11 protein-coding genes and 1 CRISPR repeat array (1 of these 12 running past the window's edge) are annotated in these 16,636 nt (G+C 56.1%); of the genes, 3 read left to right on the top strand and 8 right to left on the bottom strand.

Translation table 11 applies throughout. From position 1 onward, the window contains the following. Window positions 1–3,280: direct repeats of the CRISPR family, unit length 36 nt; unit sequence GCTTCAATGAGGCCCCGGCGGGAGGCCGGGGAATGC; it begins 13 nt to the left of the window's first position. 209 nt (window positions 3,281–3,489) lie between these two features. From cas2 to DDY07_RS14470, 3 genes are read right to left on the bottom strand one after another with little or no spacing between them, the layout of a single operon-like run. Next, entirely contained in the window at window positions 3,490–3,786 is a 297-nt protein-coding gene (cas2, locus tag DDY07_RS14460) for a CRISPR-associated endonuclease Cas2 (RefSeq protein WP_171696373.1), read from the bottom strand. Next, entirely contained in the window at window positions 3,786–5,507 is a 1,722-nt protein-coding gene (gene cas1, locus DDY07_RS14465) for a CRISPR-associated endonuclease Cas1 (RefSeq protein ID WP_171696374.1), read from the bottom strand. The genes cas2 and cas1 overlap by 1 nt, the downstream gene beginning before the upstream one ends. 24 nt (window positions 5,508–5,531) lie before the next feature. Continuing rightward, window positions 5,532–5,735: a hypothetical protein gene (locus DDY07_RS14470; protein ID WP_171696375.1), complete on the bottom strand. Its 204-nt coding sequence runs from the start codon at window positions 5,733–5,735 to the stop codon at window positions 5,532–5,534. A 73-nt stretch (window positions 5,736–5,808) separates the two neighbouring features. Here DDY07_RS14470 and DDY07_RS14475 point away from each other — a divergent pair, with 73 nt between their 5' ends. Further along, window positions 5,809–6,117, top strand: a complete 309-nt coding sequence (locus DDY07_RS14475) for a ribbon-helix-helix protein, CopG family (protein WP_171696376.1) — start codon at window positions 5,809–5,811, stop codon at window positions 6,115–6,117. Further along, window positions 6,117–6,458 carry a type II toxin-antitoxin system PemK/MazF family toxin gene (locus DDY07_RS14480; protein WP_253734493.1) on the top strand — a complete coding sequence of 114 codons (342 nt, stop codon included), beginning with the start codon at window positions 6,117–6,119 and terminating at the stop codon, window positions 6,456–6,458. The genes DDY07_RS14475 and DDY07_RS14480 overlap by 1 nt, the downstream gene beginning before the upstream one ends. A gap of 4 nt (window positions 6,459–6,462) precedes the next feature. On the opposite strand, the gene csb2 is transcribed toward DDY07_RS14480, so the two are convergent. The 5 genes from csb2 to DDY07_RS14505 form a co-directional block, all read right to left on the bottom strand. Further along, the gene (gene csb2, locus DDY07_RS14485) at window positions 6,463–7,980 is read right to left on the bottom strand and encodes a type I-U CRISPR-associated protein Csb2 (RefSeq protein ID WP_171696378.1); all 1,518 of its coding nucleotides are present in this window, start codon (window positions 7,978–7,980) and stop codon (window positions 6,463–6,465) included. Between the two features lie 22 nt (window positions 7,981–8,002). Continuing rightward, window positions 8,003–8,959: a type I-U CRISPR-associated RAMP protein Csb1/Cas7u gene (cas7u, locus tag DDY07_RS14490; protein WP_171696379.1), complete on the bottom strand. Its 957-nt coding sequence runs from the start codon at window positions 8,957–8,959 to the stop codon at window positions 8,003–8,005. A 163-nt stretch (window positions 8,960–9,122) separates the two neighbouring features. Further along, the gene (csx17, locus tag DDY07_RS14495; RefSeq protein ID WP_171696380.1) at window positions 9,123–11,435 is read right to left on the bottom strand and encodes a type I-U CRISPR-associated protein Csx17; all 2,313 of its coding nucleotides are present in this window, start codon (window positions 11,433–11,435) and stop codon (window positions 9,123–9,125) included. Further along, window positions 11,432–13,786 (bottom strand): CRISPR-associated helicase Cas3', encoded by a 2,355-nt coding sequence (cas3, locus tag DDY07_RS14500; RefSeq protein WP_171696381.1) that lies wholly within the window; start codon window positions 13,784–13,786, stop codon window positions 11,432–11,434. The genes csx17 and cas3 overlap by 4 nt, the downstream gene beginning before the upstream one ends. A 92-nt stretch (window positions 13,787–13,878) precedes the next feature. After that, complete coding sequence (locus tag DDY07_RS14505) at window positions 13,879–14,850, bottom strand: YafY family protein (protein ID WP_171696382.1); 972 nt, start codon at window positions 14,848–14,850, stop codon at window positions 13,879–13,881. Window positions 14,851–15,221: 371 nt separating this feature from the next. Here DDY07_RS14505 and DDY07_RS14510 point away from each other — a divergent pair, with 371 nt between their 5' ends. Beyond that, complete coding sequence (locus DDY07_RS14510) at window positions 15,222–16,586, top strand: cytochrome P450 (RefSeq protein WP_171696383.1); 1,365 nt, start codon at window positions 15,222–15,224, stop codon at window positions 16,584–16,586. Window positions 16,587–16,636: the final 50 nt, after the last annotated feature.

Raw genomic sequence — 16,636 nt, forward strand, 5'->3', positions numbered from 1 at the left:
TCCGGCGGGAAGACGGGGAATGCCTGATCGAAGGTAAAAGCGAATCGGCGGCTCAGACTGCTTCAATGAGGCCCCGGCGGGAGGCCGGGGAATGCAAAGCTTGCGCGAGATTAGCAACGAAAAGCAAAAGGCGCTTCAATGAGGCCCCGGCGGGAGGCCGGGGAATGCTCAACCGCAGGCGTTCCTCGTAGTGTTGCCGCGTTCGCTTCAATGAGGCCCCGGCGGGAGGCCGGGGAATGCCGTTGGCCGCCGTCGGACCCGGTGAACGCCGCGACGCTTCAATGAGGCCCCGGCGGGAGGCCGGGGAATGCAAAGTGGCCAGCAAAACCCGCGTCAACCGCACTACTGCTTCAATGAGGCCCCGGCGGGAGGCCGGGGAATGCAAAAAGCCTTTGGCAGCGACGAGGCCGTGGCCTTGGTGCTTCAATGAGGCCCCGGCGGGAGGCCGGGGAATGCTGCCGGTAGCAACCCAATCGGAAACGCCGATGCTTATGCTTCAATGAGGCCCCGGCGGGAGGCCGGGGAATGCCTTCGGCCAGCCGGTTGGCGACCGATTAGCCGGACGCTTCAATGAGGCCCCGGCGGGAGGCCGGGGAATGCCCGGCTATTTTTCAGCGATGGCACGGCGGCTTACCTGCTTCAATGAGGCCCCGGCGGGAGGCCGGGGAATGCAGGGTAACGATGGCAAAAATTAGTTGGGAATCATAAGTGCTTCAATGAGGCCCCGGCGGGAGGCCGGGGAATGCAGCGCTTCGCATACTTAGCTTTCCCCCTGTTCCTTGCTTCAATGAGGCCCCGGCGGGAGGCCGGGGAATGCAGGAGAAAAACCCCAGGCCATAGCCAGTGCCGGCCAGGCTTCAATGAGGCCCCGGCGGGAGGCCGGGGAATGCCAGCACTCGATAATCGGAAAAGCGTTCGGAGCTGCTGCTTCAATGAGGCCCCGGCGGGAGGCCGGGGAATGCAAGGCTTCCCACGTCCGATAGGTCGCGGTTTTGGGGCTTCAATGAGGCCCCGGCGGGAGGCCGGGGAATGCAACCCAGCGCCGCATCGATAGTTCGCAACCGAGCGTGCTTCAATGAGGCCCCGGCGGGAGGCCGGGGAATGCACCAGGCACGGGGTTGTTTGGTGAATTGGGCGGATAGCTTCAATGAGGCCCCGGCGGGAGGCCGGGGAATGCGCTCCATTTTTGGCCGGTCACATAGCAAATGCGCTTGCTTCAATGAGGCCCCGGCGGGAGGCCGGGGAATGCGATGCTGTTTTGGCTATCGTCTTTTAATATGAGCAATGCTTCAATGAGGCCCCGGCGGGAGGCCGGGGAATGCGCCCGCCGATATCGGTTTCGGCGCTCACGGCAATACCGCTTCAATGAGGCCCCGGCGGGAGGCCGGGGAATGCCAATCGGGCTAATCAGCGACAGCACTTCACCCGCCACGCTTCAATGAGGCCCCGGCGGGAGGCCGGGGAATGCGGAAGATGTTTGATGAGGCCATCAATTCGCAGTCAATGCTTCAATGAGGCCCCGGCGGGAGGCCGGGGAATGCTTACTTTGCAAGCCCGTCATCATTTATCGCACACCTCGCTTCAATGAGGCCCCGGCGGGAGGCCGGGGAATGCCGCAGTTTCGACGGCATTACTTTTGGCGATTTGGTTAGCTTCAATGAGGCCCCGGCGGGAGGCCGGGGAATGCTTGGAATACGACCTGATCGCCCGCTGCGAGTACCCGGGCTTCAATGAGGCCCCGGCGGGAGGCCGGGGAATGCTGCTCGATGATATTCAACCTGGTACTGAAGAAATTGCTTCAATGAGGCCCCGGCGGGAGGCCGGGGAATGCAAACAATGGCCCGCGCGGCCGATGTTCGCACTAAGGCTTCAATGAGGCCCCGGCGGGAGGCCGGGGAATGCGAGGCTTGCCAATCTCTAAAGACGACAGTTGGTATGGAGCTTCAATGAGGCCCCGGCGGGAGGCCGGGGAATGCACAGGAACAGCAGCAGGAGAATCAACAGCAAGACCAGCTTCAATGAGGCCCCGGCGGGAGGCCGGGGAATGCGACTGAGGATTTTGGAGTATATAACTTGCTAGATTGCTTCAATGAGGCCCCGGCGGGAGGCCGGGGAATGCGATCCGTGGGAACACGGCTGTCAACAATGCGGGGAGGCTTCAATGAGGCCCCGGCGGGAGGCCGGGGAATGCTAATGGTGAAATATTTCGCGGCTGCGAAAGCCGGAAAGCTTCAATGAGGCCCCGGCGGGAGGCCGGGGAATGCCAGGCTGGGTTTAATCGAAGCTTTGGAGCAAGGTTACGCTTCAATGAGGCCCCGGCGGGAGGCCGGGGAATGCAATCAGTAAAATTACTTGGCAATGGCCCAAGGACAGCTTCAATGAGGCCCCGGCGGGAGGCCGGGGAATGCTCGTCTGGTTCAAACTATCGTTAGGGCAGTATGCCGGCTTCAATGAGGCCCCGGCGGGAGGCCGGGGAATGCCTGGCGAGGCTTGAGTTATGGGAAGGCGAAAACCCATTGCTTCAATGAGGCCCCGGCGGGAGGCCGGGGAATGCATTGGTTAGTAGACGTGAGGCCGAACGGCAGCAACGGGCTTCAATGAGGCCCCGGCGGGAGGCCGGGGAATGCTCGCGGAGATATTGCCAAACCGGATTAATTTCCGTTGCTTCAATGAGGCCCCGGCGGGAGGCCGGGGAATGCCAATGCTCTCCGGTTTTCTTGCTTTCTCGCACCATTGCTTCAATGAGGCCCCGGCGGGAGGCCGGGGAATGCTGGGTGGTACGTTGTCGGCATGTCTTTAATGCCTAAGCTTCAATGAGGCCCCGGCGGGAGGCCGGGGAATGCTCGAGTGAAAACAACAATTCAATACTAAGGACGGCAGGCTTCAATGAGGCCCCGGCGGGAGGCCGGGGAATGCGCAATACAGGCAAATCGGCTAGGTGACGTATCGGGATGCTTCAATGAGGCCCCGGCGGGAGGCCGGGGAATGCACCCGCCGGACAAACTTATTCCGGCCGCATCACCGGGCTTCAATGAGGCCCCGGCGGGAGGCCGGGGAATGCCCAGACGGCTTTGTATTTTTCCAAGTCGCCGAATAATCGCTTCAATGAGGCCCCGGCGGGAGGCCGGGGAATGCCAACGCCAAGGCGTTATATACGTCAGTTAAGGTCATGCTTCAATGAGGCCCCGGCGGGAGGCCGGGGAATGCCGTGCAAGCCACATTTAGATTAGTCGCACAGGGTTGAGCTTCAATGAGGCCCCGGCGGGAGGCCGGGGAATGCAGCGCGGGCTGGAGGCCATGGTTGGCGCGGCCTGCGCGGGCCGTTTGCGAGGACTGCGGAAAACGGCCGTTCAACTTTAGCGGAAAAGTCTGCATCGCGCTAATCCAACTTGCTAAGTACCTGATTGTTAAAGAGCAGCCGGCTTGCGAGAGCTGACGGGGTTTTTCGCGGCACCGCAGCGCTCGCAAAGCGGCGGCGGAAAATCCGCATCAGACGATGACCGGCTGCCGTTCCACCACATCGAAATCCTTGCCCAAACTGACCACCGAGGGTTTCACCGTTTCGGCGGGCCCGACGTTGATGATCAGGACATGGTCGTCGCTATGATGGATGATGCCATCCAACAGCGCGATTAATTCCGCATGGCGTTTGCGGCTGAGCCGGCATTGAAAAACCGACAGTTGCAGCCAGTCGCCATAGCCTTTCATCAGCCGAAACACCCGCCGCCAGCGTTTGGCATCGCTGATGTCGTAAGTCACGATATATAAATGTTCGAGGGCAGCCATCAGCGGGTGGTGAAGTTGGGATATTCCGGCAATTCACCGAGCAAATAGCGGCCGAACAAGCGCGCCTGAATCTCGAACACCTGCCGATAATTGGCCTTGTAGCCGAAGATGGGATGCGTTACTTCCTGGCTTAAGCGCCGTTCGAAGGCGGTGATGAAGCGCTTGCGACCGTCTTCGTTCAAGGCCACGCTGCCGGCGGCACAGATAAAGTCGGTGGGCCGCACTTCACCATTATTGATGACTTGCAGCACGGTGGAGTCGGCGATGATGGGCCGAAACGGTTCCATCAAATCCAGCGCCAGCGCCGGCCGGCCGTAACGCGGCTGGTGGTAAAAGCCGCGATACGGGTCCAAACCGACCGCGCTCAGATTCATGGTCCAAGTGCGTACCAGCATGGCATAAGCAAACGACAGCAAGGCGTTGACCGGATCGGTGGGCGGCCGCCGGTTGCGGGTGTTGAAGTCGAAGCTCATCTGCTTGCTGTCGTCCGGTTTTTTGATCAATTTATCGAACGCGCCGAAATACAGGGCCGCCGCCGCGCCTTCGATACCCAACAATTGCGGCAAATCGGCGGCGCGCTGGGACTTGTCAGCCAGGGACTTCAGCGGTTCCAGCAACAGTTCCACCGGCTCGTCGGCGCGCCAATTGCGCCGGGCCTGGGTCCGGCAATTCTGGATTTTGGCGCGCACCAGATTGCGGGCAATTGCCAGACAGGTTTTGTCGTCGAAACTGGCTTTGTACTGGGCGGTGCGCAACTCGACGTTCTTATGGCCGGTGCCGATGGTGTGGCCGACAAACCAGCCGCCGTGACTGTGCCAACTGACCGGAATTTCGCGCTTCATCAAGTCCTGCAAACACGGCGTGGTGATGTAGACGTTGCCCATCACCACCACTTGCGAAGTGTCCACCAGCCGCGCGGTTTGCACTTTTTCGTCGTCGATGCTGATTTCCAGCTCCTCCCCCTTCTTGCCGATCTTGGCCTTCCAGGCCTGCACGTAAACCGGCAAGGCTTCGTCGCGCATCACCGCCAGCGGCCGGGGTTCGAGGTCGGCGTGGCGCAGGTAATTGACTTCGTCCGGCAGGCAGATGCCGACCAAAGAGCAGCCCGAACACTTAGGGCTGTCCTGCAAGGGTTCCGGAATATGGCCGCCGGCGGCGATCAAGCGCAGACCGTTGATGGCATTGGCGGTGAGTTGTTTTAATTCGTCGTCGAAAGCCACCCGCACCCGCTCGCGGCTTTGCACGAAATACAACGCGCCTTCTTCGCAGACATAACCGTGTTCCTGCAACACCATGCCCTGCACGCAAAGCTGCACCCGCTCCGGATCGTAAGCACCGCGCGCCACGTGCGGACGCTTGCCGCGCTTGTAATCGATGGGCGTGACCACGCCGTCCTCGGCTTCGATCAAATCCAGCTTGGCGATTAAGCCTAAACGGTTGGAAGACAGGGTAATCGAGCGGCCATGCAATTTCTCGGCGTCGTCCAACTCGTCGGCTTCCGGAAAGCTTTTGGACGGCTTATCCACCCGGCGATGGGCGTGATCGCCTTCCACGGTATCGGCCGACGCCGCCCATTCGCCCTGCACCCATTCCAGATAAGCCAAGCGCGGGCAGTACTGGTATTCGTTAATCATCCGCGCCGGCAATAAAGGCATGTCGCCGGATAGCTCCGGGAACGGTAGCGGTAGTTCTAGCTGGATGGGGACTTGGTCGTCGGACATGATTCGCTCGATTGCTCTTAAAATTTAGTCAAGCCAAAACGCTTCGATCAATCCGCCTTCGGTATCTAGCAGCCACCACTCCAAGCCTTGCTTGGTGACCATTCGATGCAAAGCATACCCCGGTTGCCAATACTGTAAAACGGCTTCGAGGATTAACGGCGGAATCTCCGGATGATCTAAAGGCACAGGCGCTTCTTCGGGCCAATCGCTTGTCGTTACATCGCACATGTTAAAAAACCAGGTTTGTTATACGTTTTGTCATACAATTTGTCTGTCATTTTGTCTTTTGAAGGAGTCCATCATGCCTGCCATCAGCCTGCGGTTACCCGACGATGTGGAAGCCAACCTAAAAGCCGAAGCCCAATTGGAAGGCAAAAGCCAGTCGGAAATCGCCCGCCTGGCGATCACCGAATACCTGGCCCGCCGCAAACGCGAGCGGTTTATGGCGGAAATGGTGGCGGCGGCACGCGCTTTGGCTAACGATCCGCAAGCCAGGGCGGAAGCGCTGCAAATTGCCGCGGATTTCGACACGGTGGACGATGGTCTCGACCGAATAATTGCTGATGAACGCGCCGCCGGTATCGACCCCGACGAAAAATGGTGGGAATGATGAAACGCGGTGAGGTGTGGACCGCCAATCTGAACCCCGACAAGGGCGCCGAAATCGGCAAAATCAGGCCGGTGTTGGTGTTGCAGGGCGATACGCTGAATACCGGCGGCCTGCCCACCATCGTGGTGGTGCCGCTGACCAGCCAGTTTCGGCCAAACCTGGCCCCGTTGCGGATACCGATTGCACCGCAAGGCCGGTTGAAAGCCGCCAGTTACGTCATGGCAGAACAACTGCGTGCCATCGACCGCTCCCGCTTCGGCGAAGGCCCCCTCACCACCGTCACCGCCGAGGAACTGGCGGCGGTGGAGAAGAGTTTGCGGGGGGTGATGGGGTTGTGGTGAGCCATTATTCATTTGCTTTTACCGGAGTAAACAAACCCAAGCCAAAATGGCAACCAAAGCCCAATGCCAGCGGGCCGGTAACCGGTTCGGCGAAAATCAGTTGCCAGAATGAGCCTCGGGTATCGGGCTGCGCTAGCCCCCTTTTGCTTCGAAAGCGCTGAAAGTCAATCGGCCGAAGTTCGCGGCCATGAGGCTTAATGGTCGGCAACAGCCGGATTTCCGTCGGTTCGGCCAACTGGCGTTCTCGGAATTCCCGCCGAATCTGTGCCGGTATGTCGAAATCTTTTTTGCAGTGCCACGGATGTAGATACGGTGTTCGCGATTGCCAAACACTGGCGGACTGAACGATAGGCGAGACGTTTTCAAAATCTTCACGCTGGCCGATATGCTCCAGCATTAAGCGCCATTCCTGGCCGTCAAAGCCTTTGACCAATTTTAAAGCGCCGAAAACCCGGCGCATGTCGCCGTCGATACCGGCCGGGACGTGAATCAGCACGTGATCGAGCCGGCCGTTGGAGTCGGCTTGCGGCAGGAAAAAGGCGTGGCAGTGGCGGTTATCGGTATTCAAGCCATGCCCGGACAGCAACGGCGGAATCGCGGTTTCGCCCAATGTCCATTTGGCTTTACCCATCACCGCTCGGCGCACGTGCTCGGCAAATCTGATGGTATCCAATTCGCGCATCAGCGGCTTGCCGTAAACGGCGTAACGCACCGTGTCGGCGGACGGGCTTGGTTTAGGTTTGGCGCGGCTGGCAACGCTGCTTTTCAATGCCTGAATCGGGCGCTGATAAAGAATTTTTTGCGCGGCCGGCGGCGCGCTCCAGCCGGCGTTTTGCAAGTCGGCGGTGTCCAGGCCGACCGCCGCCAACCAACTGATCGGCAGGGTTTTCTTGATGCTTTTCAATTCGGAGGTTTTCAACTTGCGTAAGGCCAAACCGGATTGCATTTGCTGCTGGAAATTGGCGTAGGCATCGGGAGTAAGCGGTGCGTATAAATGCACCGGTTCGGTCTGTATCTCGCCGGTTTCCTGATCGATTTGGGTGCTTCCCGGAAAACAGTTTGGTTCTCCGCTCCAATCGCCTAGGCGTTTTGCCTCTACCCAGGATTCGGCGCGTCCGACATAGCCGATGCAGTTTAAAAGCTCGTCCAGCAATGCGGTTTGTGCGTCGTTCAGTTGGCATCCGGGCCAGTGCACGATCAGCGCTTCAGTTGGATCGATGCGGGCAAAGGCGTCGAAAATCAACGTGGATTTTTGGCGATTGGGCATGTAGTGCCGGGTATGGCTGTGTACCGCCGTCGGCAGCCGGTAATGCGGCGGTTCGGCTGCCAGCAATCCGAGCAAGCTTGTCAGCAAGGTCTCAGGGTAAAGCTGATGGTCGAGTTTGCGATACCAGGTGGCAATCAAGGCGCGGGTCAAGCGCCATGGGTCGGGCGGCCAAGCCACGTCGGCCTCGTTGACGTGCCGACCCCACGGTGTGGCGTGATAACGCCCGCCGGGAAAGCTGAGTGATAGCGTAAGCATGGGTTAGTCCTCGCGGGTGGGATTACTTTTTACCCCAAGATACTTGGGTCACACGAGGTTCGGCGAAACGGCCTTCGGCGGCAACCGCAGCAATCAAACCCGGTATCGCGGCTTCCAGGGTATTACGTTCGGGCAGTTCCCAGCCGGTCGGACGGGTAACGGTCAGTTTTTTCACATCCAAATCGCAGGCGGTGCGCAAGCGCAAACCGAAGTCCAAAACCGCGCGGATTTTGTAAAGCGCCAAGGCGATCAGCAATTGCTCGACTGCATTGCCCAGGCCGAAACCGCGTATTTGGGCGAGGTCGATGTTGAAGTAAGCGGTGATTTTGGGGGCGGTGTAGTCGCTGCGCGAATACGGAACGTTCCCGAAACCTTTCGCGGTATCACCGGACGGATTAACGTGGTCGTTTTTGACGCCGCCGCTTTGCGCCAAATTTACATCTTCCGCTTCGATGAACGAAGACACGACACGCGGCAAGCGTAAGCGGCCGCCGGCCAATTCTTTTTTCGCAAGAAACAAACCGTGGAGTAAGGCGTTTGCGTCGTATCTCAGAACGACCGCAGCGAGTTTTTTGAGATCTACTGCTCCCTCGTCCATGTCCGCCAATTCGGCTTTCAATTTATCGAAAACTGTTTGGTCTTTACCCTCAAGGACGTATGCCGAGTTTAGGCGGTGGGCTTCCTGTACTGTGTTGGTTAAAGGTTTCCCTTGATTATCAATCACCTTAATCAATGGTAAGCCCTTTAACGCATCAACCCAATCATCGTTCGGCGCATCCCAGCAAACGGTCTCCATCCGGTTAGCCATACTCTGCGCCGATTCCACCAGCAGCAGTCGATTACCGTTAGGCCCATCGTAAACGGCGGCGCCCAAGTCGGGAAAACCGGTGGGCTGAAAACGCGCGCCTTGCAGGGGTTGTAATTCGGCATCGATCAACAGTCTTGGGGCGGCGTGTAGAGCGGAAAAGTCGATACTCATGGTTTATCTCCTGGTAACAAAATTAAAATATGCAATTCCCTGGTTACCATGCGCTGCGTGGTAATCCGAATGCACCGCGCTGCGGTGCCTAGGCTGACCGCCGCGCGGTCAAGCCCGGTATTCCAACGCGGCGCGTTGGAACGAGGAACATGTGAGGTAAATGTCATTGGGCCGATTCGGCTTGCTGTTCTGTTGCTTTTTCACCGGCGCCCAGCGTCAGCAACAGATTTTTCATTTGGCCGTATGCGAGCGGAAATGCCAACGCCGCCAACAGGCGAGGCCCATCGATTCCAACTGCGCTTGGCGCTTGCTGCGGGAAATGCGGCAAACCGACGCCGACCTGCCGCAGCTTGGCCCAAGCCCAATCGACGGCTTTTTGCGTTTGATTGGCGGCCAGCCAGGACAGCAATTCGCCGCGTAGCGGTAGCTTGGCATCCGCCGCCAAAAAACCGATTCTGACCAATTCGCGATCCGGCACGAAAAACGGCTTAAGCAAGGCATAGGCGGCGGGCAATGCGGCATGCCGCGTTGTTGGCGTTTGAAGTTCGCTTGAGTTGAATTCCTTGAGCAATGCCAAGCCTTGCGCCAAATCGCTGATCCGCCGTTCATCCACTGAGCCAGCCAAAAATGCGGCTATATCGGCTTGATTGGCGCCGACACCATAGGCAAAGGGTTTGTCGTTATGCGAGAACCTCTGCGCCGCCAGCCAGCGGCAACGCAGGGTTTCGTTAAGATTTTGCGTGAGAGACCCTTCGCCCCAAACGGCCAGCCGCGATTCGTTGTCCCAAACATAGCGTTTCTTGTCGAGTTTGATACCGGCAAAATGTAAGCGCATAGGCAAACCGGCATATGTCTCGAAAACCGATGCGATAGGGCTTTCTTGCTCTGAGGATTTTGTTGATCCGCCGCCAACGGCTTTTAAGCCGGCCAAAGCGCAGGCCAAACGAAATTCCGAGCTGGCATCGTCGCTGGCGACCAGCCATTGCGAGCTTAGTAAAGGTATCGGTTGGTGAATATCTTCTTTCGCTTTCGAACTGATGCCGACAGCGCGTTGAATTTTGCCGAGTAAAATCAAAATGTCTTGGCAAACCCGACGATCTGCGCCGCGCGTGAGGTCGAACAAACGGTTTTCCAGTTGATGCGCCAATGCGGCCAATCGCGCCGCCGCTTTGTCACTGCGGGCAAAGCGGCGAATCTGATCTAAAAAACGACTACGCTCTAATTCATTGATGATTTCGACTGTGGGATTATTGCGAACTGCAATACGATTAACTGGTGTCGCTAAATAAGCATCACCGTTACGTTTAACAAAACTATATCTTTGAAACTCACTGATCCCGCGATCAACGCCGAATGCAGAAATTGCTCTCGCAAAATCTAATCCATCTTTGGCGAAACGCCTGTCAACAGTTGCCCGACCCTCTTGAAATAAGCAGCAAACCTCCTCGAAGGAGGTGATTTTATTCCATATCGGCAGCCATATTTCATTACGCGAGTTAGATTCATCTTTCTGATTACCTGCACCGCTTCCGGCGCCAATCATTCTGACTGTGAATGGAAAACCAAGTGTCCCACTCCCAGTATCGGAACTTAATCGCCTGACAGCATTAGTTGAAAAAAACAATCCCCCCTCTAACATCAAAATAAAATCCCAAGGATTAACCAAGGATTTTGATTCAAACCCAGATATTCCATTTGGACTACCAGCATTTCCTGGTAAAAATTGTCCTATAGCAGCCTCTTTTAACATTTGTGGGGTAGGCTGAAGAAAAAGTGAATCTTCCAACCAATTTGATACGAAAGAATTTGGCTCCCCGGTAAGCGCGTCAAATAATCGCAACAAGCGTTGCATGTAATTATTCGTAAAATCCAAGCGCCCATCATTCCCTCCTGTACCAAGTAACGGAGGATAAGAAACTTTGTCCGAACCAATTAGTAAAACAGCATCAAGCCATTTTAAAAATTTATCTGGATAAGCATTTCTAATGGTTTGTATTAACAGGGATTTTTGGTTCTCTTTTGGAGCCTCTTGGAGTCCCTTTTCATCCAATATTTGACGAGTTTTTCCCAGCAACTCCCTGTAACCTTTGAAACGGTCACATTGGCTTTGCAAGAGCTTGTCTAAAGTGCGTGTGGCCTCAGTGTCTTTATCTCGTATACCAGTTTTAAGTTTTTTCCCTGTTTTAAACGACTTTCCCGTCTCAGGATCAATAGCTGCAGCTTTACCTTCTTCAAAATAAAATCCGCTTCCAGCATTCCAAGGCGCGGTAATCGGTGTAGGTTGATACTCCTCCAGAAAAAACCGCAACAGACTTTCTTTATCCAAACTGCTTTGCAACACAAAGGCCTCATCCCGCCAGCAACCTTTGGCATTCGGGTCTTTCTGCTCCGCGACCAAACGTAATATGCCCAGCGCCTTCAGGTAATGGGCCAGCGGCGTAGGTGCGCAGCCTTTTAACTCGATTTCGTGGCTCATAGCGGATTCTCCGTACCCTCTTGTTGTTCGGCTTCCGAGGCGCGCCAGTCGGCGATGCGGACCAGGATTTCGTACCAGGCCAGTTCGAATGGGCCGTGTTCGCGCAATAGGGTTTGCACGCGCGTGGTCCACGACGGCCCCATCACTTCGGTTTCGCCCAGCTGCATCAATTCCAGCCGCAATTCGGTAGCCGGCATGACTTGGTCTAGGACGGCAACTTCCGGCAAACAGTCGCCTTGGTAAATACCACGGGCATAGAGAATATGCGGCTTGTCCTTGGGCGGCTTTTCGTCCGGCATGGCTCTGAGGCTTAAGCGCACTTTGCCGTGGTGGGCGACGATCAAATAAGCAATCAGGTCGCGTTGCGGGTGATCGACGTTGTTGATTAGCCACGCCAGCATGGAGGCCAGTTCGTGGCGGAAATATCGGCGTTGGTGACTGGCGTTTGCCGCGGATTTGGCCCAATGCTTTTCATCGCTCAGCCGTTCATCTTGCAGCATGGTGTGTTGAAATACTTTGTGCGATTTACCCACGTCATGCCAAGCAGCGGCTGTAACTACCGCGTGTTTTCCAATTGCTTGGGCCTGCACCTGATCTACCAAGTGTTGGGCATGTTCGAAAACATGCCGCAAATGAGCAGGCAGTTCTATCGCCTTGGTTTTACGGCTATCTTGGTCGCCGGTATAGCTATCGTCGGTTTGCGCCGTTTCCGACAACACGACCGGTACCGCTGGTTTTTTGATGGGATCGAAGCCTGATTCCAGATCGTAACCGCCGTGTCGGGCCAGCAAGAGCAAGGTCATGCCGGGAAATGGCTGATCGATCTTTTTCCAGGTTTTTGCCAAGCCGTCCCAGACGAAAGCGGCTCGCTCCTTGTCCTTGAAATAGTCTTTGATTTGTCCTATCGACACCGGGCAAAGCTCGCTATGCAAAGGTTGCGGTTCATCAGTCTGCGGCTTTTCGATGTCGCGCCAAAACACTCGCAGTTGCGGCATGCCTTGGTCACGGATGAATTGGGAAATGTCGGTGTCGAAGCCGCTCAGGTCGGCGTCGGTGTTGAACAAATCCAGAAAATCCTTTTTGCGCAGGACGGGATGAATTGCCTGTTCGGTGGTCACTTTCGGCAGTTCGGACGGCGCGGCGCTCTCCAGACTCAGCAAATGTCTGCGGCTAACTGCAAAATCCTCCGGCGCGTAGGGCAAGGTATCGTCTTCGATGTCGATCCAGAAAATATCAGCACCGCCGGTTTGGTTATATTCGCCGTAACGGTTGCAGCGCCCGAAGCGTTGGACCAACGACGACCACGGCGCAATCTCGGTAAACAAGGTCTTGCTGGAAATATCCACCCCGGCTTCGATGGCTTGGGTGGCGATGATGATGCGGCCCGCTTCCGGTGCCACTTGCTGTAAACGCTGGTTGAGTTGCCGCCGCTCTTGCAGCCGGAATCGGGCATGAACCAACAATAATTCCGCCGCCGGCTTTTGCTTTTTCAGTTGAGCATATATCTGCTGCGCGCGTTCGACCCGATTGACGATCACCAAACTGTTCGTCCCTAGTTGATGCTGTTGGCTAACCAGTTCGGCGAGTTGCGCGACGTAGTTTTTTTTGGTTTCGGTGCTTAGCAGGCATGCCGCTTTGGAAAGGCGCTTTGTCGCCTTAATGCGTCGTTGTAACTCTGGCAGGGCTTGTTCGGCGCTGCTCAATGGCAAGCTGATTGTCTTTGGCAAATAATCGGCAAAGTCTACTGTATTCAACGAATCGCGATTTAAGGTGGCGGAAACCCAAAGGCTTTTTGTGACGACACTGGTTGTCAGCGTACGCCGGAAGGCTTCCACTTGCGCGCTGGTCGATAAGCCCGCACCCATCAACTGCACTTCGTCGTACACCCACAGCGCATCGTTATGCATTAAGGCAAAATGCACCGGCCATTGGTAACGACTAACGCCGTAACCGCGCATCAAGGCGCGGGACAATAGCATGTCTTGCGTGCCGATCAGAATGGCGTCTTTTTCCGGTTGCATAACCCAGGATTGGCCGTCTTCGCCGCCCATCAAAATGTGAACATTGACTTGATCTTGCAGATTCAAGCGTTCCAGCCAGCAATCGATGTTGGCTTGGGTTTGCTCGACCAAAACCCGCATCGGTAAGCAGTACACCAGTCGGCGCGGCGTGTCGGCATCATGCGCGACTTGGCGTTTATAAAGCCACGCCAATATGATTGCGGCGGTTTTGCCGAGGCCGGTTGGAATTTCCAGGAAATCCGGCCAAGCAGCTTGGGCCAGGGTTTGTTGATACGGAAACGGCTCCGCTAACAATGTTGCGTGTCTGAAAAATGCGCTGTAGTCGCTCATGGCAAACCTTTTGAATCAGGGTAAACGTTTTCTAACATGGCTCGGTCTCAGAACCTGAGGCCGAGATTTTTTTCGTTCAAATATTTTTCAATTCATCTGTAAACTGCCAGCAACTTCTCCGCTTTCTGCCTGACCAACTCCCGCAAAAACCCCGGCTCCACTACCTCCACCTCCGCACCGTATTTCAAAATATCCATCAGTAGCTCTTCGTGGCGGTTGAAGGGGATGCGTAGTTGGTAGCGGCCGTCGGTTAGCCACTCGGATTCTTGTTGGCTGTGCCAGGTTTCGTCGGCGACCCAGCGGCCGGCTTTGGCGGAGAAATTGAGGATGGCGGTGTGTTTGGGCGTGCCGGCGAAGATGCCGTAGGAGGAGCCAAAATGTTGTTGCAGCGTGGCCGGGTCCAGCAGTTGCGCCGGTTCGCCGCTGGTGGTTGCCGATCTGATGCGGTCCAGCGCGAAGGTACGCGGTTCGTTGCGCTGGTGGCAGTAGGCGTCGAGGTACCAGTTGTCTTTGTACAAGACCAGGTTTTGCGGCGATACCTGTCTTTCGCTGGTTTGGTCGTCGCTGCGGGCGTGATACTGAATAATTAGCCGGTGTTGATTGAACAGGGCTTGGACCAAGATCAGAAACAAGGCGTCGTTGCGGCTGCGGTAGGCTTGGCTGAGGATTTTGATGCGGCCCAATTGCGGAGTTTTGACGCCCGGCGAGCGGTCCAGCAGTTTTTGCAAATGGTCGCGGAGTTGGCCGATTTCATTTTGCAATAAGCCCGGCGCCAGGTTGCCGAGCAGGTGTTGGCAAGCGATCAGGGCTTGCAGTTCTTCGGCGGTGAGCCAGATGCCGGGCAGTTCGAAAGGATGGCGCGGGTCGTCGCGGTCGTAGTAGTAACCGCCGGCGCTGCGGTCGCAGACCAGCGGCGCGTTCAAACGGTCGCGTAAGTCGTCCACCAAGCGCTGGCGGGTGGCTTTGGAGCAACCCAGTTCTTTGTCTATTTGCGGTCCGGAAATGGGCGTGCGGCGGTTTTTCAGCAAGCCGTGGAGTTTGACGATTTTGTCGAGGTGATGCATGGCGGAAATCTCTATCCCTGATGATTTGTCGCTAACAGCTTAGACCAGTTTTTCAAGCGTGACCGGGCTGACCTTTACGGGCCGGACTGAGTTTGCCAAAACCTATAAACCCAGCCGCATGATGACACTTTTACCCGCTACACTTGGCAAAGTGATGCCTTGTCTTACCAGCCTTGCTTAAGACAGGCAAAAACTGCCATTGCCCTTTGGGAGAAGCTGGTGATAATGGGCTCAACAAAGCTTTAACCTTACTTTACGTGCCTGACTCCAGCCCGCTTGCATATGAGGAAGGCAATTCAACGGCGTCCGCTTAACATGCGGGCCGCGGGCTGAATGCTCGTTAAAACTGCAGTCTATGATCGATTGAAACCATGGAAAACTCGACTTTATTGAACCGTTCGAAAAAAACCTCACTGCCGGAACATTCGGTGCTTTTACCGATGATGCAGTTGATCTGGCGGCCGTTGGCGACGCTGGCCGGAATTCATAAGCAATACGGCGAGCTGGTGTTGGGACGGCTGTTGGGCAGAAATATTCTGTTCGTCTGCGACCCGGAATATATAGAGCAGATTTTCAATCTGGAGGGCAAGGGCCAGTTGAACCGAAGTTTTCTTTATGGCGCCAAGAAATCGCTGTTCGGTAACGGCCTGGTCAATAGCGAAAGCCAGGTTTGGAGTAAACAGCGCCGCTTGATGCAACCGTTGTTTACCAAGGACACGGTAAAAAACTATGAGTTGATCATGGTCGAAGAAGCGGCGGCGATGGCGGAAGAGTTGAAAAAGGCGGCGTCCGGCCAAGTTGATTTAAGCACGGAGATAAAGCGGCTGATTCAGCGGATTTTTATCCGCATCCTGCTGGGCAAGTCCGTGGATCAGCTGAGCAACGGCGCGGAGCTGATCAAGGTGATTGAAATCATCTGTCAGGAGTTGCCTGTACAGTTGGGCAGCGAAATTGTGCTTGGCCGCCGTTTGAAACGTTTCATCCCGCTAAAATCCAAGCGTTATCTCGCCGCCGTGAACTATCTGCAAACCTTTATCGGTGCGGAAATTGCGCAGACGCGGACGAATCCGGGACAAAGTCTGATATCGCAGTTAATGCAAGCCAGCGACCGCAGTACCGGTTACACAATGCCCGACAATTTGCTGCAAGACGAAGCCGTCAATCTGTTCTTCGCCGGCCAGGAAACCACCATCAATACCTTGGTGTGGTTTTTTTATTTAACCGGCAGGCGCCCGGATGTACGCGACAAGATCGCCGCCGAAATCCGCAGCTTGCCGAACGAAACCTTAAGCTCCGCGCACTTAGGCCAGCTGAGTTATACCAAAGCCGCGTTGTACGAAACCCTGCGCCTGTATCCGCCCACATCGGCGCTGTCCACGCAAACCGTTCAGGACATAGAGCTGGGCGATTACGCGATTCCCGCCGGCACCATCGTGTTATTGAGCATGCACGCCACTCACCATAGCGCCCGGCTTTGGGACAGCCCGGACGCTTTTAATCCCGACAGATTTCTGGAAACTGCGACGCCCGGCGGACACAAATACGCCTTTTTTCCGTTCGGCGGCGGTTTGCATAATTGCATAGGGCGTCATTTTGCCGAGCTGGAAATGCTGTTGGTCATAGCCAGTTTTTTCAAGGCATTTACGTTCGAAACCGACATTTCCGTCAAAGAAGCATTCAGCGTTACGTTGAAACCGGACCGTCCGGTTGTTGGCAGAGTGGAACCAATTGGTTAAGCTTACGGTCTGCGCTGACGGTTATAGCTAGTCGGCGCCGCACTGGCCGA

The sequence above is a fragment of the Methylomonas sp. ZR1 genome (assembly GCF_013141865.1).
GTDB lineage: Bacteria > Pseudomonadota > Gammaproteobacteria > Methylococcales > Methylomonadaceae > Methylomonas.

Excerpts from the sequence above, each read along its gene's own strand:
- DDY07_RS14480 (WP_253734493.1), top strand. The coding sequence starts at position 6,117 with ATGAAACGCGGTGAGGTGTGGACCGCCAATCTGAACCCCGACAAGGGC.
- cas3 (WP_171696381.1), bottom strand. The coding sequence starts at position 13,786 with ATGAGCGACTACAGCGCATTTTTCAGACACGCAACATTGTTAGCGGAG.
- cas1 (WP_171696374.1), bottom strand. The coding sequence starts at position 5,507 with ATGTCCGACGACCAAGTCCCCATCCAGCTAGAACTACCGCTACCGTTC.
- csx17 (WP_171696380.1), bottom strand. The coding sequence starts at position 11,435 with ATGAGCCACGAAATCGAGTTAAAAGGCTGCGCACCTACGCCGCTGGCC.
- DDY07_RS14475 (WP_171696376.1), top strand. The coding sequence starts at position 5,809 with ATGCCTGCCATCAGCCTGCGGTTACCCGACGATGTGGAAGCCAACCTA.
- DDY07_RS14505 (WP_171696382.1), bottom strand. The coding sequence starts at position 14,850 with ATGCATCACCTCGACAAAATCGTCAAACTCCACGGCTTGCTGAAAAAC.
- cas7u (WP_171696379.1), bottom strand. The coding sequence starts at position 8,959 with ATGAGTATCGACTTTTCCGCTCTACACGCCGCCCCAAGACTGTTGATC.
- DDY07_RS14470 (WP_171696375.1), bottom strand. The coding sequence starts at position 5,735 with ATGTGCGATGTAACGACAAGCGATTGGCCCGAAGAAGCGCCTGTGCCT.
- cas2 (WP_171696373.1), bottom strand. The coding sequence starts at position 3,786 with ATGGCTGCCCTCGAACATTTATATATCGTGACTTACGACATCAGCGAT.
- csb2 (WP_171696378.1), bottom strand. The coding sequence starts at position 7,980 with ATGCTTACGCTATCACTCAGCTTTCCCGGCGGGCGTTATCACGCCACA.
- DDY07_RS14510 (WP_171696383.1), top strand. The coding sequence starts at position 15,222 with ATGGAAAACTCGACTTTATTGAACCGTTCGAAAAAAACCTCACTGCCG.